Consider the following 24,551-nt stretch of genomic DNA (forward strand, 5'->3'; position numbering starts at 1 on the left):
CCGGTGGGAGAGGGGCTTGAAGACGCTGGCCAGCGCCCAGGCTCAGCCTTCCATCAGCTCCAGCCAGCTGGCTTCCGCCTGTTCGAGGCGCGCGGCCAGCGCTTCGCGGTCGCGGCCCAGGGTGGCCATGCGCGCCGCATCGGCGTGGTTGGCCGGATCGGCCAGCTGCCGGTCCAGTTCCGCCAGCGCCGCTTCCAGTTCGCCCACCTTCGCTTCGGCGGCGGCGAGCTTGTGCGGGTTCGGCGGCCTCTTCTGCACGACCTGCGCCACCGGCTGCGTCTTCACCGGCGCCGGCGCCGCGGTTTCGGCCATGCGCGCCTTGGTGCCCTGCGCCTGCGGACGCGTGCGCAGCCAGGCCGCGTATTCGTCCAGGTCGCCGGCGAACGGTTCGACCACGCCGTCGGCCACGCGCCAGAAGGTGTCGCAGACCAGGCCGATCAGGTGGCGGTCGTGCGAGACCATCACGATCGCGCCGTCGAAGTCGGCCAGCGCCTCGGCCAGCGCCTCGCGCATCTCCAGGTCGAGGTGGTTGGTCGGTTCGTCGAGCAGCAGCACGTTCGGCTGCTGCCAGGCGATCAGCGCCAGCGCCAGGCGCGCGCGCTCGCCGCCGGAGAAGCCGTCGACGGTCTCGAAGGCGCGGTCGCCGGGGAAGTTCCACTTGCCGAGGAAGTCGCGGAAGGCCTGGGTCGGCGAATCCGGCGACAGCTCGCGGAAATGGTCGATCGGCGACTGGCCCTCGTGCAGCGATTCGACCGTGTGCTGGGCGAAGTAGCCGATGCGCAGGTCCGGGTGCACGGCGCGCTCGCCGGCCACCACCGGCAGGTCGCCGACCAGGGTGCGCACCAGGGTGGTCTTGCCGGCGCCGTTGGGGCCGAGCAGGCCGATGCGGTCGCCCGCCTCCAGGCCGAAGCCGACCTCGTGGAGAATCACCGCTTCGCTGCCGTAGCCGGCCTCGACGTGGTTCAGGCGGATCAGCGAATGCGGCAGCTTCGCCGGCGGCGCGAACTCGATCCGGAACTCGCGCTCGGCGCGCACCGCCTCGGTGCCGCTGAGCTTGGCCAGGCGCTTCATCCGCGACTGCGCCTGGCGGGCCTTGGAGGCCTTGGCCTTGAAGCGGTCGATGAAGCTCTGCAGGTGGGCGCGCTCGGCCTGTTCCTTCTCGAAGGCGATCTGCTGCTGGCGCAGGTGCTCGGCGCGCTGCCGCTCGAAGTCGGTGTAGCCGCCCACGTACAGCTTCGCGCCGCCGCCGTGCAGGTGCAGGGTGTGGGTGGCGACGTTGTCCAGGAACTCGCGGTCGTGCGAGATCAGCAGCAGGGTGCCGGGATACTTCAGCAGCCACTGCTCCAGCCAGTAGACCGCGTCCAGGTCCAGGTGGTTGGTCGGTTCGTCCAGCAGCAGCAGGTCCGACGGCATCATCAGCGCCCGCGCCAGGTTCAGGCGCACGCGCCAGCCGCCGGAGAACGAGGACACCGGCCGGCGGTGGGTCTCGGCGGGGAAGCCCAGGCCGTGCAGCAGGCGCCCGGCGCGGGCCTCGGCGTCGTAGCCGTTGAGCTCGGCAAGCTTCTGGTGGGCGGCGGCGACCGCTTCCCAGTCCTCGCGGGCATTGGCCTCGGCCTCCTCGCGCAGCACCGCGGCGATCACCGCGTCGCCGCCGAGCACGAAGTCCAGCGCCGGGTCCGGCAGGGAGGGGGTTTCCTGGGCGACCGAGGCGATCCGCACCTTGCCGGGCAGGTCGACGTCGCCGCGGTCGGCCTCCAGCTCGCCCTTGATGGCGGCGAACAGGCTGGACTTGCCGGTGCCATTGCGGCCAACCACGCCCACCCGGTAGCCCGCATGCAGGGCCAGGTCGACTTCGGACAAAAGGAGGCGTTCGCCCCGGCGCAGGGCGAAATTACGGAAGGAGATCATCCGCGGATTCTACCGGAAGCGGCCGGCCCGCCCGGAGGCCATGCATGGCCTTGCGGCCCGTCCCGCAAGGCCTGGCGGGCCGGGGCACGCCGCCATGCACCGGCGATGCGGCCCGCCCGACCCGCCCTTCCATGGCCGGGACGACCATCGCGCCGTGCCCCGCCAGATGGGTCCGGGAAGTGCCGTGGTCCCGGGAAACGTTCATTTCCTTAGAATCAACGGTTCTTATAACCAGACCGCGGGTCGCTGAGAATTGGGTCCGACAGGAAGCGGCCATCGATCCATAGGTCCAGCGTCCTGGCCGATACGATCGTCATCGCCGGAGCTCCCTCCCCGCCGGCGTTTTCCTGCAACCGCAAACCGGAGCACGTCAGCATGTCCTTCCGCACCCTCTCACCACTTGCCCTCGCCATTGCCGCCACCCTGTCCGCCCCGGCCTGGGGCCAGGACGCACCGGCGCAGGCGAGCACCCTGGATACCGTGATCGTCACCGGCACCCGCGTGACCGACCGTACCGTCGCCGAGTCGCAATCGCCGATCGACATCATCACCCCCGAGGCCCTCCGGGCCACCGGCACGACCGAGCTGGCCACCGCGCTGGCCCGCGCCCTGCCCTCGCTGAACTTCCCGCGGCCGGCCATGGCCGACGGCACCAGCGGCGTGCGCCCGGCCCAGCTGCGCGGCCTGTCGCCGGACCAGGTGCTGATCCTGGTCAACGGCAAGCGCCGCCACGTCTCGGCCCTCGTCAACGTCAACGGCACCATCGGCCGCGGCTCCTCGGCGGTGGACCTCAACGCCATCCCGGTGGCGGCGATCGAGCGCGTGGAAGTGCTGCGCGACGGCGCTTCGGCCCAGTACGGCTCCGACGCCATCGCCGGCGTGGTCAACATCGTGCTCAAGGGCGCCGGCGCAGGCGGCAGCCTCAGCCTGACCGGCGGCGAGTACTCCGAAGGCGACGGCACGCAGTGGCAGCTGGCCGGCGACGCCGGCCTGAGCCTGGCCCACGACGGCGGCACCGTGCACCTGGCCGCGCAGGTGGGCCAGCAGGACCCGACCAACCGGTCCGGCACCTACCAGGGCACCGCGCCGCACACCGGCAACTTCCCGGGCGTCGGCGAGCGGGCCTTCAAGATGGGCGACCCGGAGGTCGAGCAGTACGCGGTCTCGGCCAATGCCTCGTTCAACATCGGCGAGAACAGCGAGCTGTACGCCACCGCCATCGCCAGCAAGCGCGACATCGTCTCCTTCGCCTTCTACCGCTCGCGCAACCACAGCAACCAGGGCGCCCTGCTCGCCCAGGTCTATCCGGACGGCTACGTGCCGGAGATCAACCAGGTCTCCAACGACCGCAGCGTGGTCCTCGGCGCCAAGGGCAATACCGCCTCGGGCTGGAACTGGGACGTCAGCTACAACGCCGGCGAGAACGACCTGGACTTCTACACCCAGAACACCATCAATTACGCGCTGGGCGTGGGCAGCCCGCACCGCTTCTACACCGGCAACCTCCGCTACCGGCAGGACGTGGTCAACGCCGACTTCTCCAGGGCGCTGGAGATCGGCTTCGCCTATCCGGCCACGTTCTCCTTCGGCGCCGAGTACCGCAACGAGGAATGGCAGCAGTCGGCCGGCGAGCCGAACTCGTACTTCGGCAGCGGCGCGCAGGGCTTCGCCGGCTTCACCCCACGCAACTCCGGCAGTTACGACCGCCACAGCTACGCCGTCTACGCGGGCCTGGAAGCGGACGTGACCGAGCGTTTCTCCGCGGGCATCGCCGGCCGCTACGAGGACTACTCCGACTTCGGCAGCGAGACCTCGGGCAAGCTGTCGGCGCGCTACGCCTTCAGCGACGCGGTGGCGCTGCGCGGCACCGTGTCCAGCGGCTTCCGCGCCCCGGCGCTGGCCCAGCAGAACTACCAGGCGGTGACCACCAACATCAACAACAGCGTGGTCACCGAGACCGGCACCTTCCCGGCCACCGGCGCCGCCGCGCAGGCGCTGGGCGCCGAGCCGCTGAAGGCCGAGACCTCGCTGTCCTACAGCCTCGGCCTGGTGCTGCAGCCGGCCGAGCGCCTGTACGTCACCATCGACGCCTACCAGATCGAGATCGACGACCGCATCGTGCTGTCGTCCAACCTCAATCTGACCGGCAACCAGGCCGCGCAGGACCTGCTGGCCAGCCTGGGCATCACTGGGGTGACCGCGGCGCGCTACTTCAACAACGCCATCGACACCCGCACCCGCGGCGTGGACGTGGTCGGCACCTGGTCGATCCCGCTGGATGCCTCCAGCCTCGACCTGACCGCCTCCTACAACTACAACAAGACCGAGGTCACCCGGATCGCGCCGAACCCGGCGGTGCTGGACACGCTGGGCGCCAACCTGGAGCGCGTCGGCCGCGACGAGCGCGGCCGCATCGAGGAAGGCACGCCGCGCGACAAATTCGCCCTGGGCGGGCAGTGGCGGATCGGCAGCTGGGAGCTGTCGGCCAACGCCACCCGCTACGGCGAGTTCACCAGCCGCCACGCCAGCAACCCGGCGCAGGACCAGACCTACTCCGCCAAGTGGACCCTGGACACGGCGGTGAGCTTCCGCCCGCTGGAAGGCTGGACCTTCACCGTCGGCGCGGACAATGTGCTGGACGAGTACCCGGAGGAGACCCTCTTCGTGAACTCGACCTCCGGCCTGATGCCGTACAGCCTGTACTCGCCGTTCGGCTTCAACGGCCGCTACGTGTACGGTCGCGTCGCCTACAGCTGGTAAGCGCCGTCCAACGCCTGCCCGGCGCATGCCGGGCAGGCGTTGCCGGACGCCGGTGCGTTGCATGGGGCACCGGCGGGTTCCCTTCGAAGGGTTCCGGAGCCGGTTACGCCCCGGGATACGGAGGCCGACTACACTGCGCCTGCCTCCGCGCATCGGGCCCCGTCCGTGCTCGACAGACTCGACATCCCGCTTCCGATCATCCAGGCCCCGATGGCCGGCGTCTCGACGCCGGCGCTGGCCGCTGCGGTTTCCAACGCCGGAGGCCTGGGCTCCATCGCGATCGGGTCCGGCACGCTGGCGCAGGCCCGTGAGGCGATCGAGGCGACCCGCGCGCTGACCGCGCGGCCGTTCCAGGTCAACGTCTTCTGCCATGCGCCGGCGCGCCGCGATGCGGCGATCGAGGCCGTCTGGATCCGGCACATGGCGCCGCTGTTCGCCGGGTTCGGGGCGAGCCCGCCCGCGGAGCTGCGCGAGATCTACCCCAGCTTCATCGCCGACGAGGCGATGCTGCGGCTGCTGCTGGAGACCCGGCCGGCAGTCGTGAGCTTCCACTTCGGCCTGCCGCCGCGCGAATGGATCGCCGCGCTGCGCGATGCCGGCATCGCCACCCTGGCGACCGCGACCCATGTCGACGAAGCCCTGGCGATCGAAGCGGCCGGCGTCGACGGGATCGTCGCGCAGGGCATCGAGGCCGGCGGCCACCGCGGCCTGTTCGACCCGCAGCGGCACGACGAAAGCCTGCCGATGTCGGTCCTGGTCAGGCGCCTGTGCGCGAACACGCGGCTGCCGGTGATCGCCGCCGGCGGCATCATGGACGGGCACGGCATCCGTGCCGCCCTCGACCTGGGCGCGGTCGCCGCCCAGCTGGGCACGGCCTTCGTGCCTTGCCCGGAATCGGCGGCCAGCCCGGCGCACCGCGAAGCGTTGCTGGACGCACGCGGCGGCCGCACCCGCCTCACCCCCGTGCTGTCGGGCCGCCCGGCGCGCGGCATCCCCAACCGCTACGTCGCGCACGGGGAGGCGCCGGGCAGTCCGCCGCCGCCGGCCTATCCGGTCGCCTATGACCTGGCCCGGCAACTCGCCGCGATCGCGAGCCGGCAGGGCCATCCGGAGTTCGCGGCCCATTGGGCGGGGCAAGGCGCCCCGCTGGCGCGCCCATTGCCGGCGGCGGAGCTGGTCGACCTGCTCGCCCGCGAACTGCGCGCGGAGACCTGAGCCGCTCCGCGCGGACTACGCCGCCTGTTCCGGGGCGGCCGGGCCGCCTTCGCCCTGCAACAATCTGCGGACCGGCCAGTCGCCGTAGCCTGCGCGGGTCATTCCGCGGATCGCCCTGTGGCGGGTTTTCCCGCTTGCAATGGCCCGACGACGATCCACGTTTATTTACGCGACACGCCCCCATCAGCGAAACTCGGGACGGCGGCGCACCGCCGTCCTCACACAGGCCCCCCTCTCCCCGATGCACCACGACACCAGCCTGATCGACATCGTCGCGGTCGGCCTCGGCCTGGCCTTCGTGCTGGGCGCCATCGCCAACAAGCTGCGGCTCTCGCCGCTGGTCGGCTACCTGCTGGCCGGCGTCGCCGTCGGCCCGTTCACCCCCGGCTTCGTCGCCGACCAGGAAATCGCCAACCAGCTGTCCGAGATCGGCGTGATGCTGCTGATGTTCGGCGTCGGCCTGCACTTCTCGCTGGAGGACCTGCTGGAGGTGAAGTGGATCGCCCTGCCCGGCGCGCTGGCGCAGATCGCGGCGGCGACCCTGCTCGGCTGGGGCGTGGCCTGGCTGATGGGCTGGTCGCACCTGCACGGCGTGGTGTTCGGGTTCTCCCTGGCCACCGCCTCGACCGTTGTGCTGCTGCGGGCGATGGAGGAACGCCGCCTGCTGGAGACCATACGCGGCAAGATCGCGGTGGGCTGGCTGATCGTCGAGGACATGGCCTGCGTCCTGGCGCTGGTCATGATGCCGGTGATCGCCGGCCTGTTCGGGCCGGAAGCCTCCGGCGAGAAGCATTCGGCGGGCCAGGTGCTGGCCAGCATCGGCTGGACCTTCGTCCAGCTGGGCCTGTTCGTGGCGGTGATGCTGCTGGTCGGACGGCGGGTGATCCCGTGGGTGCTGGAGAAGATCGCCGGCACCGGCTCGCGCGAGCTGTTCACCCTGTCGGTGCTGGCCATCGCCCTGGGCGTGGCCTTCGGCGCGGCGGCGCTGTTCGGTGTGTCGTTCGCGCTGGGCGCGTTCTTCGCCGGCATGATGCTCAACGAGTCCGAGCTCAGCCACAAGGCGGCCAACGACTCGCTGCCGCTGCGCGACGCGTTCGCGGTGCTGTTCTTCGTCTCGGTGGGCATGCTGTTCAACCCGGCGATCCTGCTCGAGCACCCGTGGCAGGTGCTGGGCACGGTGGCGATCATCATGCTCGGCAAGTCGGCGGCGGCGTTCCTGATCGTGCGCGCCTTCGGCCACCCGAAGATGACCGCGCTGACCATCTCCGCCTCGCTGGCGCAGATCGGCGAATTCGCCTTCATCATCGCCGGCCTGGGCGTGTCCTTGCAGATCCTGCCGCCGACCGGGCAGGCGCTGGTGCTGGCCGGCGCGCTGGTCTCGATCATGCTCAACCCGCTGATCTTCATGCTGCTGGACCGCTGGGAGGCCGCGCACCGCGAGGCCGCGCCGGTGCAGCCGCTGCCGGAACCGGCGCCGGGCCCGCCGCTGCAGGCCGGCAACCACGCCATCGTGATCGGCTACGGCCGGGTCGGCAGCGAGCTGGCCCACGTGCTGCGCGAACGCGGTGTGCCGCTTGTGGTGATCGACGACAACCCGCTGCACGTGGAGCGCGCGCACGCCACCGGCATCCCCGCCATCCGCGGCCACGCCGCCTCCGACCGGGTGCTGGCCGAGGCCCATCCGGAATCGGCGGCCATCGCCATCCTCGCGATCCCGCAGCCGCTCGAGGCCGGCGAGGCGATCACCAAGCTGCGCGTGCTCAATCCCGGCCTGCCGGTGCTGGCCCGCGCGCACAGCGACGCCGAGGTGCGGCACCTGCTGTCGCACGGCGCCGACGGCGCGGTCATGGCCGAGCGCGAGCTGGCCTACTCGCTGGCGGAGATGGTCATGTCCACCCCGCCGTTCCGCTACGCCGGCCAGGCCACGGCGGTGCCGCCGGTCTGACCGGCGCGTGGCTTCACGGGATCGTGCGCGCCGGCCGGTTTGACTGCCGGCCATGGACCTGAAAAGCGGCTATCCCTTCTGGGCCATTCGCAATGGCCTCGCTGCTCCCCTCCCGCCACTGCAGGCGGACCTCGACTGCGACGTGGCTGTCGTCGGCGGCGGCATCACCGGCGCGCTCATCGCCGACGAACTGGCCGCGCACGGCCACTCGGTGGCGGTGCTCGAACGCCGCGACCTCGGCTGGGGCAGCACCTCGGCCAGCACCGCGCTGCTGCAATACGAGATCGACACCCACCTGGTCGACCTGGCCCGCCAGCACGGCGAGGCGGACGCGGCGCTGGCCTACAGGGCCTGCGTGGACGCGATCGACTGGCTGCGCGAGCGCGCCTCCCGCCTCGGCGGGGTGTGCTTCACCCGGTCGCGGAGCCTGTACTACGCCAGCCGCCGCCGCGACGTGCGCGGCATGCGCGAGGAACTGGAAGCGCGCCAGCGCCACGGCATCGACGTGGAATGGTACGACGCCGGCGACATCAAGGCGGACTTCGGCTTCGACGCGCCGGCGGCGCTGCTGAGCCACCAGGCCGCGCAGGTCGATCCCTACCTGATGGCCAAGCGGCTGCTGCGCCGCCTGCATCGCACCGGCACGCCGGTGCACGACCACGAGGACGTGGTCGACATGCAGGCCGGCTCGCGGCGGGTGGAACTGCGCACCGCGTCGGGCTTCCGTGTCCGTGCCGGCCACGTGGTGCTGGCCTGCGGCTACGAGAGCCAGCGCTGGTTGCGCAAGCCGGTGGCGCGCAACCGCAGCAGCTACGCCCTGGTCACCGATCCGCTGCCGGGCCAGCTCGGCGCGCTCGTCGGCATGATGCTGTGGGAAACCGCACGGCCCTACCTCTACCTGCGCACGACGCCGGACCAGCGCCTGCTGGTCGGCGGCGAGGACGACAAGGTGGACGTGCCGGCGCGCCGCGACGCGCGGGTGAAGGGCAAGGCCGACAGGCTGCTGGAGAAGGCGCGCAAGCTGTTCCCGTGGCTGCCGCTGCGGCCGGCGTTCGCCTGGGCCGGGACCTTCGCCGAGACCGCCGACGGGCTGCCGTGGTTCGGTGCGCATCCGCAGTGGGGACCGCGCGTGCTGTTCGCGATGGCCTACGGCGGCAACGGCATCACCTACTCGGCGCTGGGTGCGCAGCTGCTGCGGGCGACGTTGGAGCGGCGGAAGCATCCGCTGGCGGCGCTGTTCTCGTTCCAGCGCAAGGCCTGAGGCGGCTGCCCATCCGCGTCCCGCACGCGGCGCGGCTGTTTCCTACCGCGGATCGCCGCGGATTCCCACCGCTCCGCGCGCGCCGGTTCAGCGTCGTCGCTTGTCGCGCCCGGTATCCTGAGCGCATGACGTCCCTGTTCCAGACCTCCGCCCCGCGCATCGCCGACATCCCCGCCTCCGGCGACGCGCTGGACGTGCTGCGCCAGGTATTCGGTTACGACGCCTTCCGCGGCCGGCAGCAGGAGATCATCAAGCACGTCGCCGCCGGCAACGATGCCCTGGTGCTGATGCCCACCGGTGGCGGCAAGTCGCTGTGCTACCAGGTGCCGGCGCTGCTGCGCCCGGGCACGGCGCTGGTGGTGTCGCCGCTGATCGCGCTGATGCAGGACCAGGTCGAGGCGCTGCACCAGCTCGGCGTGCGCGCGGCCTATCTCAACTCCACCCTCGACGCCGCGCAGGCGCGGCAGGTCGAGCAGGACCTGCTGGACGGCAGCCTGGACCTGCTCTACGTGGCGCCGGAGCGGCTGCTGACCCAGCGCTTCCTCTCGCTGCTGGAACGCAGCCGCATCGCCCTGTTCGCGATCGACGAGGCGCACTGCGTCTCGCAGTGGGGCCACGACTTCCGTCCCGAGTACCGCGAACTGACCGTGCTGCACGAACGCTGGCCGGAGGTGCCGCGGATCGCGCTCACCGCCACCGCCGACCCGCCGACCCAGCGCGAGATCGCCGAGCGGCTGGGCCTGCAGGACGCGCGCCGCTTCGTCAGTTCCTTCGACCGGCCGAACATCCGCTACTCGGTCGCGCACAAGGACAACCCGCGACGGCAGCTGCTCGACTTCCTGGCCGGCCATGCCGGCGAGTCCGGCATCGTCTACTGCCTGTCGCGGCGCAAGGTCGAGGAAACCGCGGAATTCCTCGCCGGCCACGGCATCACCGCCCTGCCCTACCACGCCGGCCTGCCGGCCGAGGTGCGCGCGCAGAACCAGCGCCGCTTCCTGCGCGAGGACGGGGTGGTGGTGTGCGCGACGATCGCCTTCGGCATGGGCATCGACAAGCCGGACGTCCGCTTCGTCGCCCACCTCGACCTGCCCAAGTCGATCGAGGGCTACTACCAGGAGACCGGTCGCGCCGGCCGCGATGGCGAACCGGCCGAGGCCTGGATGGGCTATGGCCTGGGCGACGTGGTCCTGCTGCGGCAGATGATCGAGCAGGGCGAGGCCAGCGAGGAACGCAAGGCGCTGGAGCGGCGCAAGCTGGACCAGCTGCTGGGCTACTGCGAATCGGCGATGTGCCGGCGCCAGGCGCTGCTGGCCGCCTTCGGCGAGACCTATCCGCAGCCCTGCGGCAACTGCGACAACTGCCTGCAGCCGGTGCGCACCTGGGACGCGACCGAGGCCGCGCGCAAGGCGCTGAGCTGCGTCTACCGCACCGGCCAGCGCTTCGGCGCCGCGCACCTGATCGACGTGCTGCGCGGCGCCGACACCGAGAAGGTGCGCCAGTTCCGCCACCACGAACAGTCGACCTACGGCATCGGCTCCGACCTGGACGCCGGCACCTGGCGCAGCGTGTTCCGCCAGCTGGTGGTGAACGGGTTGCTGGAAGTCGATGCCGAGGGCCACGGCAGCCTGCGCCTGGGCGCGGCCGCGCGCCCGGTGCTGCGCGGCGAACAACCCGTGCACCTGCGCGAGGAACCGGCGCGCAAGCGCGGGCGTGGCGACGGCGGCGCATCCCGCAGCGGCAGTACGCTGCACGTGGACGCCGGCGACCGCGCCCTGTTCGACGCGCTGCGCGCCTGGCGCGCGCAGGCCGCGCGCGAGCAGAACGTGCCGGCCTACGTGATCTTCCATGACCGCACCCTGCGCGACATCGCCCAGCTGCGCCCGGCCTCGATCTCGGAACTGGCGCGGGTCGGCGGCATCGGCGGCGGCAAGCTCGGCCGCTACGGCGAGGCGGTGCTGGAGATCATCCGCGAGGAAGGCTGAGCACGCGCCGCCACGCACCGTAGAGCCGGGCTTGCCCGGCTCCCACGTCTCCGGAGGCGGCATCGCGGAACAGCAGCGGGGCAAGCCCCGCTCTACAGGGGCGTGGAGACCTGGAGCTGGGCGAGGAAGGCGTCCAGGCCGGAGGCCGGTTCGCGCAGCAGGGCCTTGCGCACGGCCGCCTGCCCCTCCGGATCCAGCGCCTCCATCGGCGCCATCGGCCGCACCTCGCCGGCGACCAGGGCGGCGACCGGCACGCCGTCGCGATAGGCCAGCCGTGCGCCGGCGATGCGCGGCACCTTGTCGCCGGCGACCACGGTGCCGGAGAGGTTCAGCGGATCCAGCGCGCTGACGCAGACCAGGCTGCCGTCGTCGCGCTTCTGCCGCGCCTTGCGCAGCAGACCGATGGCTTCCGGCAGGGCGAACTGCTCGCCGGACAGGCCGGTGATGAAGCGGCCGCCGCGCACCTCGCCGCGCGCTTCCAGGCGGTGGTAGACACGCAGCAGCTCGCGCCACGGCGGCAGCCAGGCGGCCTCACGTTCCAGCACGCGCCAGCAGACCACGCCGTAGCGGCGCAGCAGCACGCGGGCGACGTGCTCCAGCGCCTCCGGGTCCGGGCGCGGGGGACGCGCGGATGCGGTGCCCGCCGCGGCCTTGGCTTCACCGGCATCGGCGCCATCGACCGGCAGCACGCGCCGGACCAGGGTCCAGCGCCCGGCATCCTCGATGCCCAGCGTCATCGCCCGGCGCCGGCCCTGTCCGGTCGCCGGCCGCTTCGAGGCCGGCACCAGCAGCGCGCGCAGGCCGGCGAAGCTGTCGCAGTGGGCGCGGCCGCGCGCGACCAGTTCGGCCAGCGCGTCCTCCAGCTCGGTCTGCAACAGGCGCGTGCCGGCCAGCATCTCGTCGAAGAACGAGGCGCCTTGCATGGCGAGGAAGTCGGCCACCTTCTGCGCGCGCGAGGACAGCCCGGCTTCCTCCTGCGGCGCCGGCGCCAGCCCGGTCCAGTGCGGCACGCTGCGCCGCGGCAGCAGCAGCACCGGGGTGCCGCGCAGCGAACCGGTACCGCGCGACGGCGCGCCGGAATCGGGTTCGGCCGAGGGACGCAGCCGCGTCCACATCATGCGGCCGGCGGTGCACAGGTCGTCGAGCCAGGCGATCGAGTAGTCGCGCACGCGCGCCGGCAGCAGCTCGCCTTCCCAGGCTGCCGCAGGCGCCTCGAAACCTTCAAGCTGCGCCAGCACGCCGGCCAGCGCCTCCGGGCCGCTGACCTGCGCATCCTTCGACACGCGCTGCCAGTCGAACAGGAAGCGCATGAAGTCGCGCGGCGCCACCGGCTGGATCTCGCGGCGCAGGCGCTTGAGCGTGTAGCGGTGGATGCGCGCCAGCAGGTGGCGCTCGCACCATTCCTCCCCGGCCACGCCGGGGGTGAAGCGACCCTGCATGGCATAACCCTGCGACTGCAGCTTCAGCAGGGCCATGTCGGTGGCCAACGGCGGCAGCGCCAGGCTGTCGGCCAGCGCCGCGGCGGTGACCGGGCCCAGGCCGGTGAGTCGGGAACGCAGCAGCGCCACCGCCGCGTCCTCGGCCGTCCACTCGACCGCTGCGTATTCCGGCGGCACGGTGATGCCCGGCTGCTGCAGCGCCGATGGATGCAGCGCCAGCAGCTGCGGCAGGCGCTCTGCAGCGACCCACCACTGCCGCCCGGCGGCGGTGACGCAGGTGGCACGGCCGTCGCGCACCAGCGCGCGGAGCAGCGGTTCCCACGCCGGCTCCACTTCCGACGCGGCGAGGAAACCCAGGCCCGTCAGCGCCTCGTGCATCTCGTCGGCATTGCGGGCGCGCGGCCACGCCTCCTCGCGCACCTGCTCGACCGCCGCGCCATCGAGCCGACCCAGGTCGGTGGCCGACTGCGGATCGGCGAACCGGCGCGTCTGCACGGCCTGGGTGCGGCGTTCCTCCAGCGGCGCGTCGTCGAGGAAGGCGTAGGGGCGTGCATTGAGCGCCTCGGCCGCCAGCGGCGAGGGCGCGGTCACGTCGCAGGCCAGCACCTCGATGTCGCCGGCCTCCATCCCGCGCAGCACCTGCAACCAGCCCTCGGTATCCATCGCCTCGTGCAGGCAGTCGTGCAGGGTCTGCGCGACCAGCGGATGGTCCGGCACTTCGCGCTCGCCGACGATGTTCTCCAGGCAGGCGACCTGGTCGGGGAACACGGTGGCCAGCAGGTCCTCGGATTTCATCCGCTGCAGCTGCGGCGGCACCTTCCTGCCGCCGATGAAGCGCGGCAGCGCCAGCGCGGTGGTCGCGTTCCAGCGCCAGCGCACCGGGAACAGCGGCGCGTCCAGCAGCGCCTGCACCAGCACGTCCTGCGCCGAGGACGAATGCAGGTACTTCGACACCTCGATCAGCGGGAAGCTGTGGCTGGTCGACAGCGACAGCACGATCGAATCCTCGGTCGCCGCGGCCTGCAGTTCGAAGTTGAACTGGCGGCAGAACCGCTTGCGCAGGGCCAGGCCCCAGGCGCGGTTGAGCCGGCTGCCGTAGGGGCTGTGGATCACCAGGTGGGTCGAGCCGGTCTCGTCGAAGAAGCGCTCCAGCACGATCCGCTTCTGCGTCGGCATCGCGCCCAGGGCGATCGCCGCCGAACCCAGGTAGTCGACCAGCTGGCGCGCGGCCGGTTCGCCCAGGCCGACCTCGTCGCACAGCCAGGCGATGGCGTCCTCGGTGCCGGCGAGCTGGAAGGTGGGGGATGCGGGGATAGCGGATGCAGGATCGATGGCATCGCCGTCGGCATCCCCGGGTGTCGTCGGATCGCCTGGGTGGAAGCGGGGCAAGCCCCGCTCTACAACGGAGGGATCGGCATCGCCGGCGGGAACCGCCATCGGGACCGTGGTCCCTTCCCCGTCCAGGCGCGCACCGTAGAGCGGGGCTTGCCCCGCTCCCCCGTCACCGAAGCTCGCGCCCTCGGGGCCGCCCGCCGGCGCTGGGACCTGCACCACCCGCACGTCGCGCATGCGTTCGGCCAGGGCCTCGCGCAGGCGCGATACGCCGGAGGACAGCTCGTCGGTGCGCCCGGGCGCCTCGCCCAGCCAGAACGGGATGCTCGGCGGCATGCCCTGCGCATCCTCCACCCGCACCCGGCCCGGCTCGACGCGCAGGATCCGGTAGCTGGCGTTGCCCAGCTGGAAGATGTCGCCGGCCATGCTCTCGATGGCGAAGTCCTCGTTGACCGTGCCGATGAAGGTCGAGGCCGGTTCGAGGACCACGGCGTAGTCACCCGTGTCGGGGATGGTGCCGCCGGACATGGTCGCGACCATGCGCGCGCCCTGGCGCCCGCGCAGGCGGCGATTGACCGCGTCGCGGTGCAGCCAGCCGGCGCGCGGACCGCGGCGGTCGCTGAAGCCGTCGGCGAGCATCTTCACCAGTTCGTCGAACTTCGCCCGCTCCAGCCGCGCGTACGGCCAGGCGCGGCGGAACCAGTCGTACAGCGCGTCCTCGTCCCATTCGGCCGCGGCGACCTCGGCCACGATCTGCTGGGCCAGCACGTCCAGCGGCGCCGGCGGGATGCGCAGCGCGTCCAGTTCGCCGCGGCGCACGCAGTCCAGCAGCGCGGCGCACTCGACCAGCTCGTCGCGGGTCTGCGGGAACAGCCGCGCCTTCGGCACGCCGCCGACGTGGTGGCCGGCGCGGCCTGCGCGCTGCAGGAAGGCGGCGATCGAGCGCGGCGAGCCGAGCTGGCAGACCAGGTCGACATCGCCGATGTCCAGGCCCAGTTCCAGCGAGGCGGTGGCCACCAGCACCTGCAGCTCGCCGCGCTTGAGCTTCTGCTCGGCCTCCAGACGCAGCTCCTTGGAGAGGCTGCCGTGGTGGGTGGCGACCTGGTCGCGGCCCAGCCGTTCGCCCAGGTTGAAGGCCGCGCGCTCGGCCATGCGCCGGGTGTTCACGAACACCAGCGTGGTGCGGTGCGCGCGCACCAGCTCGACCAGGCGCTCGTAGACCTGTTCCCACTGCTCGTTGGACATCACCGCCGACAGCGGCGTCGGTGGCACTTCCAGGGCGAGATCGCGCTGCCTGGCGTAGCCGATGTCCACGATCGCGCAGTCCGGCACGTCGGTGGTGGCCTTGCCGCCGAGCACCGCGTCGCTGCCGGCCAGCGGATCGGGGCCGTGCCAGCCGGGCAGCCCGGCGCGGGTCGGATAGACGTTGGCGGCGCCCACCAGGAAGCGTGCCACCTCCTCCACCGGCTTCTGCGTGGCCGACAGGCCGATGCGCACCAGCGGGCGACCGCATAGCGCTTCCAGCCGCTCCAGCGACAGCGCCAGGTGGCTGCCGCGCTTGTCGTCGGCCAGCGCGTGGATCTCGTCGACGATCACGCTGCGCACGCTGCCGAGCATGGCCCGGCCCGAGGCCGAGCCGAGCAGCACGTACAGCGATTCGGGCGTCGTCACCAGGATGTGCGGCGGCTTTTTCCGCACCTGCGCACGCTCGGCCTGGGGGGTATCGCCGGTGCGCACCGCGGCGCGGATCTCCACGTCGGGCAGGCCCAGTTCCGCGAGCGCGTCGCGGATGCCGGCCAGCGGCGCCTCCAGGTTCAGGCGGATGTCGTTGGACAGCGCCTTCAGCGGCGAGACGTAGATGACGTGGGTGCGCTCGGCCAGCTCGCCACCGTTGTCCAGGCCCTCGCGGACCAGGGCGTCGATCGCGGCCAGGAACGCCGTCAGGGTCTTGCCAGAACCGGTGGGCGCCGCGACCAGGGTGTTGCGCCCGGCCATGATCGCCGGCCACGCCGCGACCTGGGCCGGTGTCGGCCCGGGAAAGGCGCCCTCGAACCAGCGGGCGACGGCGGGATGGAAAGCCTGGAGGGGCATGGGCAGGCAGGGCCGGGGAGATCGCAGCCTGGCGCGGCCGCGTCTCACGGGATGAGACGGGGCGCGGTGCGTACCGGCGGGCGGGAGGAGCCTCGAATATGCGTCCGGGCCCGCGGGCGATCAACCGCGCCGGCCAGCCCGGACCTTGCCCGTTCAGGTCCGACCGGCAACCGACCCACGGCCCGATTTCAGATTCGCCTGATGGACGCCCCGCCAGCGCCAGCGCTGGACTGGAACGCGCGCGGCAGCGCGCACCTGCCAGGGGACCGAGCGATGGACACAACCGACACCGGTCCGCGGGATACCCGCGGCGCCAGCCGTTTCCGCGACTTCATGAAGGCCTACCGCAAGGCCAGGCAATGGCGTTGCAAGTGGGTGCCCGCGACGATCGTCGCCACCCGTTTCGCCCTGACCGGCGACACCGGCCTGTTCACCGCCTGGGACGGCTGGGGCTACTCGCGGATCTACCGCAGCGCGCGGTGCTGAGCGGGCTCAGCGTCGGTAGATGTCGTCGCTGACCTTGTTGGTGGTGACAGTGCGGACCGAGTGCTTCTGGCGCATGTCGCCACAGGCGCTGCAGGTGCGGGTGACCACCACCTGGTAGCGCTCCTCGGTCCAGCTCTCCTTGCGCACCAGGGTCTTGCCCTCGTTCGGGCCGGAGATCGACTTGCCCACCACCGACTCGCGCCGGCGCGGCGTGGCCGACAGGAAGGTCTCCTGCTTGTCGGTCTCGGAGACGGCGTAGTCGGCGCCGCAGGCCGCACAGCGCGCGCTCGCGGCCAGCCAGGTCGCCGTGGGCCACTGCCCGAGCAGGTACGCCGTTGGCAGCGCCGCGACGATGAACACGTAGCGCATGACCGGGTAATCGGCGGCCAGCCAGAACCAGAGCACCGCGCCGGCCGCCAGCGCCACCAGCACGCCCACGACCGTGGCGAAGGCGTGGATTCCGTTCCTGCGGGAAACCTGTTCCGGGCTGAGCTGCGCGTCTTCTGCGCTCATGGCGTCCTTGCGATGTTGCGGTTCGCCGGCATCCGGCGACAAAAAACCCCGTGCGCGACGGGGTTCTGTGCAGGCCCGGATGCCTCGCGGGTCCGGGCCGGGATGATGGTGGGCCGTGTTGGAATCGAACCAACGACCAGCGGATTAAAAGTCCGATGCTCTACCGACTGAGCTAACGGCCCACGTGTGCCGGCGCGCGGCCGGGCGGGCATTTTACCCGATCATGCCGCGCGCGCGGTGCCGTAGGTAGACCTGGATCACTACGCTCGTAGAGCGGGGCTTGCCCCGCTCTACAAAAGAGCGCGGGCCACGTTGAGCCGGACACGAAGCGGACGCGATGAGCCGGCCACGTTCAGCCGCCACGAAGCGCGGGCCAACGATGAGCCGGACACGGAGCGCCGGACGCGATATGAACCCGCCACGTTGAGCCGGCCACGGAGCGCGGGTCACGATCAGCCGGCCGCGCTGCCTGCAGGCCACGATGCGGCCGGCGCCGGGCGTTCAGCCCACGTAGCGCGTCGGATCGGCGACGCCGGCGGCCTCGAACCCGGCCGCGCGCAGGCGGCAGGCGTCGCAGTGGCCGCAGGCGCGGCCTTCGGCGTCGGCGCGGTAGCAGGACACCGTCTGCGAAAAATCCACGCCCAGGCGCAGGCCCTCGCGGACGATGTCGTCCTTGCCCATGCGCATCAGCGGCGCGTGGATGCGGATGCCCGCCCCCTCCACGCCGGCCCTGGTGGCCAGGTTGGCCAGGCGCTCGAAGGCCTCGATGAACTCGGGGCGGCAGTCCGGATAGCCGGAATAGTCCACCGCGTTGACGCCGCAGAAGATGTCCGCCGCGCCCAGCACCTCGGCCCAGCCCAGCGCCACCGACAGCATGATCGTGTTGCGCGCCGGCACGTAGGTGACCGGGATGCCCTCGCCGCCGGCCTCCGGGACCTCGATGTCGTCAGTCAGCGCAGAACCACCGATGCTGCGCAGGTCGACCTCGACGGTCTTGTGTGCCACCGCGCCCAGCGCGCGGGCGACGCGGTCGGCCGCGTCCAGCTCGGAGGTGTGGCGCTGGCCGTAGCGCACGCTCAGCGCGTGCACGGCGAAGCCCTGTTCGCGGGCGATGGCCAGGACCACGGCCGAATCCATGCCTCCGGAAACGAGGACGACGGCGTTCTTCATGCGGGGAATGCGGTGGGGTGTGGGGGCACTCATTGTAAGGCGGCCCCGGGGCGCGGCACCGGCAGGCGTGCGCGGCACAGGACGCGCGGCGAAACGCCAGGCCACCGGGCTCAGCGTCCCGGCTCGTCGTTCCAGAGGATCTTGTGCAGCTGCAGCTGGAAACGCACCGGCAGGCGGTCGGCGACGATCCAGTCGGCCAGCTCGCGCGGGTCCAGTTCGCTCTTGCTCGGCGAGAACAGCACGTCGCAGCGCTCGGCCAGGCGATGCTCGGCGACCATGCCGCGCGCCCATTCGTAGTCGGCGCGGCCGCACAGGACGAACTTGACCTGGTCGCGCGCGGTCAGCAGCGGGATGTTCTCCAGCCGGTTGCGCGCCATCTCGGCCGAGCCGGGCGTCTTGAGGTCGACCACCCGCGACACGCGCGGGTCGACGCCGGCGATGTCCAGCGCCCCGGAAGTCTCCAGCGAGACGTCGTAGCCGGCATCGCACAGGCGCCGCAGCAGGTCCAGGCAGCGCTTCTGCGCCAGCGGCTCGCCGCCGGTCACGCAGACGTGGCGCACGCCGTGGCGGGCGACCTCGGCAAGGATGTCGTCGATGTCCCACCACTGCCCGCCATGGAAGGCGTAGGCGGTGTCGCAGTACTGGCAGCGCAGCGGGCAGCCGGTCAGGCGCACGAACACGGTCGGCCAACCAGCGGTGTTGGCCTCGCCCTGCAGCGACAGGAAGATCTCGGTCAGCCGCAGCCGGTTCTGCGGGGCGTGCGTGTCCATGATCGGGGCCCGCGCCTCAGCGCAGCTGGCCGATCTGGATCGAGTGCAGTCGGTCGCCGGCGATGCGCGCGGCGTCGGTGCCCGGATACCGGCTGATGACCTGCTGCAGCGTGGACTCGGCCTCGGCCACGCGGCGATCGCCGAACTGCGACAGGCCGGCCTTCAGCAGTGCGCCGGCGGCCTTGTCGTGGGTCGGGTAGCGGCCCACCAGGGCCTGGAACTGCTCTTCGGCCAGGCGGTAGTTGCCGGTGGCGTAGTAGCTCTCGCCCAGCCAGTACAGCGCGTTGGCGGCATAGATGCCGGCGGGGAAGGCTTCGAGGAAGGCCTGGAACAGCTGCGCGGACTCGTCGTAGCGCGCGGCCTTCAGGGCTTCGAATGCGGTGTTGTAGGCGGCACGTTCGTCGCCGAACTGGGCCAGCGAGCCCGGATCGCCATAGACGCGCGGCGCGGTATCGACGGGCGCGGCCGGGGCCGCGGGAGCGGACGCGGCGGCATCGGTGCCGGCGGTGGCAGGCGGGGCCGGCAGGGCGCCACCCTCCAGCCGGTTGAGACGGCCGTCCAGGTCCAGGTACTGGTCGCGGCTGCGTTGCTGCAGCTGCTGGTTCTCGTGCTGCAGCTGCTCCACCGCCTCGCGCAGCGCCTGCACTTCGGTGCGCAGCTGGTCGAGCTGGTTGAGCAGGTCCTGGTTGGCCTGGGTGTTGTTGGCCTGCAGCTCGAGCCGGGCGACCCGGTCGGCCAGGCTCAGCTTCTGCGCATGGGCGGGCGTGGCGGCCACGAGGGCCGCCACGACCAGCATCAGCGTCGGACGCTTGGACGCCATGGATCAGCGCGCGGTGTACACGATTTCGACGCGACGGTTCTGCGCCCAGCAGGACTCGTTCGACTCGGTGCACAGCGGGCGCTCTTCGCCGTAGCTGACCACGGTCAGCTGGCTGGCGGAGGCACCGGCGGCCTGCAGGGCCGAAGCCACGGCATTGGCGCGGCGCTCGCCCAGGCCCATGTTGTACTCGCGGCTGCCGCGCTCGTCGGTGTGGCCTTCCAGGGTCTGGCGGGCGGACGGGCGGTCACGCAGGTACTTGGCGTGGCAGGCGATGATGGCCTGGTACTCCGGCTTGATCGTGTACTGGTCGAAGTCGAAGTGGATCACGCGCTGGCGCAGGCAGGCGTCGGTGTCCAGGTCTTCCGGACCGTAGGCGCCGGTGCCGGTCTGGGCCGGGGCGGTCGGGGTGGTCGGGGTGGTATCGGCGACCGGAGCTTCCTTGACCTTCTTGGAGCAGCCGGCCAGGGCAGCCACGGAAAGCAGGGAAACCAGAAGCACTCGGGTGGAGGTGTTCATGATCTGTCCTTGAGGGTGTTACTGCGAATGAAAGGTTGGGGGGTGTGACGCAGCCCCGCTATGGTACAACGAAATCTTAACGCGCAACCCGGTACGGCGACCATGCCGGCTCGCGCACATCGCCGTCGGCCAGGACCAGGCGCTGGCGCACCCGGCCGTCGGCGGAGACGGCATACAGCACCCCGCGCCCGCCCTCGCGCGCCGCGTACAGCAGCATGCTGGCGTTGGGGGCGAAGCTGGGGGATTCGTCCAGGGGCCCGGTGGATACGGTACTCCAGCGCGGCGAGCCCAGGCTGGTATCCATGATCGCGATCCGGTAGGTGTTGCCGGCGCCCTGCGCCACCGCGATCTTCTTGTCGTCGTAGGACACCGACGCGGTGGCGTTGTAGTTGCCCTGGAAGGTCACCCGCGCCGGGGTGCCGCCGCTGGCCGGCACCTGGTAGATCTGCGGGCGGCCGCCGCGGTCGGAGGTGAAGTAGATCCGGCTGCCGTCGGCGCTCCAGGTCGGCTCGGTGTCGATGCCGAAATGGTTGGTCAGCTGGGTCAGCTGCTTGCTGCCCAGGTCCATGATGTAGATCTCCGGATTGCCGCTGCGCGACAGCGACATGGCCAGCCTGCGGCCGTCGGGCGAGAACGCCGGCGCGCCGTTGATGCCGCGGAAGCTGCTGACCAGCTCGCGGGCGCCGGTGGCGATGTCCTGCACGTAGATGGCCGAGTTGCCGCGCTCGAAGCTGACGTAGGCCAGCTTGCGGCCGTCCGGGCTCCACGCCGGCGACAGCAGCGGCTCGGCCGAGCGCACCACCACCTGCGGGTTCCAGCCGTCGGCGTCGGCCACGTTCAGCGCGTAGCGCATGTCCTTGCCGGTGCCGCTGGCGGTGACGTAGGCGATGCGGGTCCAGAACGCGCCGCGCACGCCGGTGATCTTCTCGTAGATCGCGTCGGCGATCTGGTGGGCGGCGTCGCGGGTGGCGTTCGGGCGGGCGGTGATGGCCAGGCCCAGCAGGCGCTCGGCCTTGGCCACGTCGAACAGCTCGTACTCGATGCGGTAGCCGCCGTCGCCGGCGTCGAGGATGCGGCCGACGACGATGTAGTCCTGGCGCAGCTGCTTCCAGGTCGGGTAGTTGATCTCGCCGCCGCGGGTCGGGCGCTCGACGATCTGCTCGTCAGGCAGCGGGCGGAACACGCCCGAGCGCGCCAGGTCGTCTCGCACCACCTTGGACACGTCGGTCTGCGGCGGGGCGCCACTGCCCTGGTACGGCATCGGCACGATGGTGATCGGCAGGGCCGAGGCGTTGCCGCCGACGATGTCGATCTCGAGTCCCTGCTGCGCCGAGGCGGCAAAGGGCAGCAGGAGGGACAGGAGGATTGCGAACCAGCGCAGCGGGGTCTTCATGGGCAGGTCGTCGGGGATCCGGTCCAACAGGGGATGGGAAGGGATAACAGCGTAAGCGTGAACATTTTCGCAATCATGAACGAAAACGGCGTGAACGCAGCGGGGAGCCGATTACCGGCCCACCATGCGGAGTGACCGGCGGAAGGCGCCACCCGCGGGCGGCTGCACGGGCCAGGTCGTCAGCGATCGCGGGCCTCGAAGTTGAGGATCAGGTTGCGCTGGAACACCTGCTCGAAGCCCCGGTAGGGCAGCGGCTGGGCGCGCAGCACCGCCGCCTCCAGGGAACGGCGCCCGGCTTCGTCGTAAGGGCAGCCCGGTTCGACCTTGACGTCGATGACCTCGCCGCCGGGCAGCTGGCGGATCGAGACGCGGCAGCGCTGGCCCAGCGGCACGGTGTCCGGGCGGATCCACTGGTTGGTCACCGCCTGCTGGATCGCGGCGGCGTACTTGGCGGTCAGGTCCTCGCTGGTGCCGCCCTGCCCCGGCGTGCCTTGGGCGGGCGGCGCGGGGGTCTGGGCCTGGCGCTTCTGCGCCTGTTCCAGCTGGCGCAGCTTCTGCTCGGCCAGCTCGGCCTGGCGCGCGGCCTGCTCGCGCTGTTTGCGGATCTCGGCCAGCTTCTTCTGGCGCTCCTCCTCGGCCTGGGCGGCGAGGCGGCGCTGGTTCTCGGCGGCCTTCTGCTTCTCGCGCTCCTCGGTCAGGTCGATCTGCTCCTGGCGGCGGCGTTCCTCCTGCTCGCGCTCGGCCTTCTCCCGGGCGATGGCGTCGCGGCGGGCGGCGTCCTGGTCGACCGTGTCGGGGACCGGGATGAAGTCCTGCGCCTTCTGCTGCGGGGCGACCTGCGCATCCTGCGGGCGCGGGGTGGGCAGCGGCTGCGGCGGCGGCACGGTTTCCTCCGGCGCCACTTCCTGCAGGGTCGGCGGCAGCGGTTCGGGCTCCGGCTTGGGCGCTTCCTCGGCGCGGCGCCGGGCGGCGGCCAGGTCCGACGGCGAGGTCACCAGCGAGGCCTCGATCACCGGCGAACCGGCGGCCGGCTCCACCTGCCGCTGCGGCGACCACCACCACGCCACCCAGAACAGCAGCGCCACCAGCACATGCAGGGCCACGGCCAGCGCGAACGGGCCGGCCAGCCCGCCTTCGCGGTCGTCGGGGTTGCGGTAGAAGGCGTCAGCGTGCATCGATCACCGGGACGACTGCCCGCCGGGCTGGCTCATCAGGCTCACCCGCGGCACGCCGGCGGCCTGGACCAGCACCATCGTGTCCATGACCTTCTGGTACTCGGCCACGCCCGGGGCGGCCACGAACACCGGCACGTCCTTGTTCTGGGCGACGAAGGCGGACAGGCGGGCGCTGAGCTCGGTGGCGTCGATGGCCTCGGCCTTGCCGCCCTGCAGGCTCAGGAAATAGCGGCCCTCGGCGTCGACGGTGACGATCACCGGGTCCTTCTTGCTTTCCACCGCGCGGGCCTTGGACTGCGGCAGGTCCACGTCCACGCTCAGGCTCAGCAGCGGCGCGGTGACCATGAAGATGATCAGCAGCACCAGCATCACGTCGATGTAGGGGACGACGTTGATCTCGGACTTGAGCTTGCGGCGCTTGTGGCGGGCGAGTGTGCTCATGGCGTGCTCCCGGCGGTCAGGCGGACGGGGTTCATTCGTCCCCGCCGGCCTGGCGCTGCAGGATCGAGCTGAACTCGTCGGCGAAGCTCTCGTAGCGCTGCGAGAGGCGGTCCACGCGGCTGGTATAGCGGTTGTAGGCCCATACCGCCGGGATCGCCACGAACAGGCCGATGGCGGTGGCGAACAGCGCCTCGGAGATGCCCGGGGCGACCGAGGCGATGCCGACCTGCTGGCCCTGGCTGACCATGTCGTGCATGGTCACCATGATGCCGAACACGGTGCCGACCAGGCCCACGTACGGGGCGGTGGAGCCGATGTTGGCCAGCAGCTCGAGGTTGCGCTCCAGCGCGCCGACCTCGCGGGTATAAGCCACCCGCATCGCCCGCTGCGCGCCTTCCAGCTGCGCGCGGGGATCGTGGCGGCGCTTGTCGCGCAGGCGGGTGAACTCGCGGAACCCGGCCTCGAAGATCGCCTCCAGCCCGCCGACCACGCGGTTGCGGTCGGTGGCCGCGGCGTACAGCTTGCCCAGCTCGGCGCCGGACCAGAAGCGGTTCTCGAAGTCGTCGGCCTCCTGGTCGGCGGCCTTGAAGGTGCGCAGCTTGCGGAAAATGATCACCCAGCTGATCAGCGAGCCGGCCAGCAGCAGCAGCACGATCAGCTTCACCGGCAGGCTGGCCCGCAGCATCAGGTCCAGGTAGTTGATGCCGCCATGGGCCACGCTGGAGGCCGCCTGGCTCGCGGCGGCTGCCGCGTCCTCCGGCAGTGCTTCCACCACGGTGGCCACCAGGGCCAGGATCGATCCGGTCATCCTTATTCCTCTGCGTTGTTCGTATGCCCCAGTGTCCGGCCCGGCCGGTCCGTCCGCTGTCAATAACGGACGGGACCGCGTCAGGGGGTCGGACCGGCCTGGAGGCGTTGGAGTTCCTGGTAAAGCGTTTCCTCGATGGGGCACGGGCGGAAGTCCGCAGCGCGCAACGACGCGACCTTCACCTCCGCCGCCAGCAGGACCTCGTCCCCGCGCAGGATGCGCTGGGAGAAGACCACGCTGGCCCGGCCGACCCGGCTGATCTCCGCGGTGACCTCGAGCAGGTCGTCCAGCCGCGCAGGGCGCAGGAAGTCCAGCCGCATCGAATGCACCGCGAACACCAGCCCGGCCTGCTGCAGGGCCTGCTGGCCCCGGCCCATCGCGCGCAAGGCATCGCTGCGCGCGCGTTCCAGGAAAGCCACGTAGCGCGCGTGGTAGACCACGCCGCCAGCGTCGGTATCTTCCCAGTAGACGCGTATCGGAATGCTGAACATCGGGGAACCGGTAGCCAGGGAGCGCACAAGGATGC

17 protein-coding genes, 1 tRNA gene and 2 pseudogenes are annotated in these 24,551 nt (G+C 71.6%); 6 read left to right on the plus strand and 14 right to left on the minus strand.

Features of this window, described 5'->3' with window-relative positions:
• Nucleotides 1-42 precede the first annotated feature (42 nt).
• Nucleotides 43-1,908, minus strand: coding sequence for an ABC-F family ATP-binding cassette domain-containing protein (locus tag PSEJ35_RS0102535; RefSeq protein WP_028916418.1), 1,866 nt, complete (start codon nt 1,906-1,908; stop codon nt 43-45).
• A gap of 375 nt (nt 1,909-2,283) precedes the next feature.
• Between PSEJ35_RS0102535 and PSEJ35_RS0102540 the strand changes: the two genes are divergently transcribed.
• From PSEJ35_RS0102540 to recQ, 5 genes are all read left to right on the plus strand, one after another.
• Nucleotides 2,284-4,668: a TonB-dependent receptor gene (locus PSEJ35_RS0102540; RefSeq protein ID WP_028916419.1), complete on the plus strand. Its 2,385-nt coding sequence runs from the start codon at nt 2,284-2,286 to the stop codon at nt 4,666-4,668.
• 165 nt (nt 4,669-4,833) lie between these two features.
• Nucleotides 4,834-5,883: a nitronate monooxygenase gene (locus PSEJ35_RS0102545; RefSeq protein ID WP_028916420.1), complete on the plus strand. Its 1,050-nt coding sequence runs from the start codon at nt 4,834-4,836 to the stop codon at nt 5,881-5,883.
• A 241-nt stretch (nt 5,884-6,124) separates the two neighbouring features.
• A complete protein-coding gene (gene ybaL / locus PSEJ35_RS0102550; RefSeq protein ID WP_028916421.1) occupies nt 6,125-7,828 on the plus strand; it encodes a YbaL family putative K(+) efflux transporter in 1,704 nt (567 codons plus the stop codon).
• Between the two features lie 52 nt (nt 7,829-7,880).
• Nucleotides 7,881-9,089, plus strand: coding sequence for an FAD-dependent oxidoreductase (locus tag PSEJ35_RS0102555; protein ID WP_028916422.1), 1,209 nt, complete (start codon nt 7,881-7,883; stop codon nt 9,087-9,089).
• A 125-nt stretch (nt 9,090-9,214) separates the two neighbouring features.
• Nucleotides 9,215-11,071, plus strand: a complete 1,857-nt coding sequence (gene recQ, locus PSEJ35_RS0102560; RefSeq protein WP_084635399.1) for a DNA helicase RecQ — start codon at nt 9,215-9,217, stop codon at nt 11,069-11,071.
• A 92-nt stretch (nt 11,072-11,163) separates the two neighbouring features.
• Here the strand turns inward: recQ and PSEJ35_RS17825 are convergent.
• Nucleotides 11,164-13,740: pseudogene (locus PSEJ35_RS17825) on the minus strand (ATP-dependent DNA helicase); the annotation flags it as partial.
• Between the two features lie 336 nt (nt 13,741-14,076).
• A pseudogene (locus PSEJ35_RS17830) lies at nt 14,077-15,939 on the minus strand (DEAD/DEAH box helicase); the annotation flags it as partial.
• Nucleotides 15,940-16,206: 267 nt separating this feature from the next.
• Here PSEJ35_RS17830 and PSEJ35_RS0102570 point away from each other — a divergent pair.
• Entirely contained in the window at nt 16,207-16,419 is a 213-nt protein-coding gene (locus PSEJ35_RS0102570; protein WP_156924708.1) for a hypothetical protein, read from the plus strand.
• A 6-nt stretch (nt 16,420-16,425) separates the two neighbouring features.
• Here the strand turns inward: PSEJ35_RS0102570 and PSEJ35_RS0102575 are convergent, their stop codons facing one another.
• The 11 genes from PSEJ35_RS0102575 to ybgC form a co-directional block, all read right to left on the minus strand.
• Nucleotides 16,426-16,932: a hypothetical protein gene (locus tag PSEJ35_RS0102575; protein WP_037082144.1), complete on the minus strand. Its 507-nt coding sequence runs from the start codon at nt 16,930-16,932 to the stop codon at nt 16,426-16,428.
• 106 nt (nt 16,933-17,038) lie between these two features.
• Nucleotides 17,039-17,114, minus strand: a tRNA-Lys gene (locus PSEJ35_RS0102580).
• A gap of 319 nt (nt 17,115-17,433) precedes the next feature.
• Nucleotides 17,434-18,102 (minus strand): 7-cyano-7-deazaguanine synthase QueC, encoded by a 669-nt coding sequence (gene queC / locus PSEJ35_RS0102585; RefSeq protein ID WP_028916426.1) that lies wholly within the window; start codon nt 18,100-18,102, stop codon nt 17,434-17,436.
• A gap of 110 nt (nt 18,103-18,212) precedes the next feature.
• On the minus strand, nt 18,213-18,872 hold the full coding sequence (queE, locus tag PSEJ35_RS0102590; RefSeq protein WP_028916427.1) for a 7-carboxy-7-deazaguanine synthase QueE: 660 nt from the start codon (nt 18,870-18,872) through the stop codon (nt 18,213-18,215).
• A 16-nt stretch (nt 18,873-18,888) separates the two neighbouring features.
• A complete protein-coding gene (gene ybgF, locus PSEJ35_RS0102595) occupies nt 18,889-19,668 on the minus strand; it encodes a tol-pal system protein YbgF (protein WP_028916428.1) in 780 nt (259 codons plus the stop codon).
• Between the two features lie 27 nt (nt 19,669-19,695).
• A complete protein-coding gene (gene pal / locus PSEJ35_RS0102600; protein ID WP_024870321.1) occupies nt 19,696-20,208 on the minus strand; it encodes a peptidoglycan-associated lipoprotein Pal in 513 nt (170 codons plus the stop codon).
• 76 nt (nt 20,209-20,284) lie between these two features.
• On the minus strand, nt 20,285-21,601 hold the full coding sequence (gene tolB, locus PSEJ35_RS0102605; RefSeq protein ID WP_028916429.1) for a Tol-Pal system beta propeller repeat protein TolB: 1,317 nt from the start codon (nt 21,599-21,601) through the stop codon (nt 20,285-20,287).
• A 179-nt stretch (nt 21,602-21,780) separates the two neighbouring features.
• Nucleotides 21,781-22,776, minus strand: a complete 996-nt coding sequence (tolA, locus tag PSEJ35_RS0102610) for a cell envelope integrity protein TolA (RefSeq protein ID WP_028916430.1) — start codon at nt 22,774-22,776, stop codon at nt 21,781-21,783.
• 3 nt (nt 22,777-22,779) lie between these two features.
• On the minus strand, nt 22,780-23,217 hold the full coding sequence (gene tolR, locus PSEJ35_RS0102615) for a protein TolR (RefSeq protein WP_028916431.1): 438 nt from the start codon (nt 23,215-23,217) through the stop codon (nt 22,780-22,782).
• 31 nt (nt 23,218-23,248) lie between these two features.
• Entirely contained in the window at nt 23,249-24,025 is a 777-nt protein-coding gene (gene tolQ / locus PSEJ35_RS0102620) for a protein TolQ (protein ID WP_028916432.1), read from the minus strand.
• 80 nt (nt 24,026-24,105) lie between these two features.
• The gene (gene ybgC / locus PSEJ35_RS0102625) at nt 24,106-24,516 is read right to left on the minus strand and encodes a tol-pal system-associated acyl-CoA thioesterase (protein WP_024870316.1); all 411 of its coding nucleotides are present in this window, start codon (nt 24,514-24,516) and stop codon (nt 24,106-24,108) included.
• Nucleotides 24,517-24,551 lie beyond the last annotated feature (35 nt).

This window comes from Pseudoxanthomonas sp. J35, from assembly GCF_000513995.1.
In the GTDB taxonomy this organism is placed as follows: domain Bacteria; phylum Pseudomonadota; class Gammaproteobacteria; order Xanthomonadales; family Xanthomonadaceae; genus Pseudoxanthomonas.

Excerpts from the sequence above, each read along its gene's own strand:
- PSEJ35_RS0102535 (WP_028916418.1), bottom strand. The coding sequence starts at position 1,908 with ATGATCTCCTTCCGTAATTTCGCCCTGCGCCGGGGCGAACGCCTCCTT.
- PSEJ35_RS0102540 (WP_028916419.1), top strand. The coding sequence starts at position 2,284 with ATGTCCTTCCGCACCCTCTCACCACTTGCCCTCGCCATTGCCGCCACC.
- ybaL (WP_028916421.1), top strand. The coding sequence starts at position 6,125 with ATGCACCACGACACCAGCCTGATCGACATCGTCGCGGTCGGCCTCGGC.
- PSEJ35_RS0102555 (WP_028916422.1), top strand. The coding sequence starts at position 7,881 with ATGGACCTGAAAAGCGGCTATCCCTTCTGGGCCATTCGCAATGGCCTC.
- recQ (WP_084635399.1), top strand. The coding sequence starts at position 9,215 with ATGACGTCCCTGTTCCAGACCTCCGCCCCGCGCATCGCCGACATCCCC.
- PSEJ35_RS0102570 (WP_156924708.1), top strand. The coding sequence starts at position 16,207 with ATGGACACAACCGACACCGGTCCGCGGGATACCCGCGGCGCCAGCCGT.
- PSEJ35_RS0102575 (WP_037082144.1), bottom strand. The coding sequence starts at position 16,932 with ATGAGCGCAGAAGACGCGCAGCTCAGCCCGGAACAGGTTTCCCGCAGG.
- queC (WP_028916426.1), bottom strand. The coding sequence starts at position 18,102 with ATGAAGAACGCCGTCGTCCTCGTTTCCGGAGGCATGGATTCGGCCGTG.
- queE (WP_028916427.1), bottom strand. The coding sequence starts at position 18,872 with ATGGACACGCACGCCCCGCAGAACCGGCTGCGGCTGACCGAGATCTTC.
- ybgF (WP_028916428.1), bottom strand. The coding sequence starts at position 19,668 with ATGCTGGTCGTGGCGGCCCTCGTGGCCGCCACGCCCGCCCATGCGCAG.
- pal (WP_024870321.1), bottom strand. The coding sequence starts at position 20,208 with ATGAACACCTCCACCCGAGTGCTTCTGGTTTCCCTGCTTTCCGTGGCT.
- tolB (WP_028916429.1), bottom strand. The coding sequence starts at position 21,601 with ATGAAGACCCCGCTGCGCTGGTTCGCAATCCTCCTGTCCCTCCTGCTG.
- tolA (WP_028916430.1), bottom strand. The coding sequence starts at position 22,776 with ATGCACGCTGACGCCTTCTACCGCAACCCCGACGACCGCGAAGGCGGG.
- tolR (WP_028916431.1), bottom strand. The coding sequence starts at position 23,217 with ATGAGCACACTCGCCCGCCACAAGCGCCGCAAGCTCAAGTCCGAGATC.
- tolQ (WP_028916432.1), bottom strand. The coding sequence starts at position 24,025 with ATGACCGGATCGATCCTGGCCCTGGTGGCCACCGTGGTGGAAGCACTG.
- ybgC (WP_024870316.1), bottom strand. The coding sequence starts at position 24,516 with ATGTTCAGCATTCCGATACGCGTCTACTGGGAAGATACCGACGCTGGC.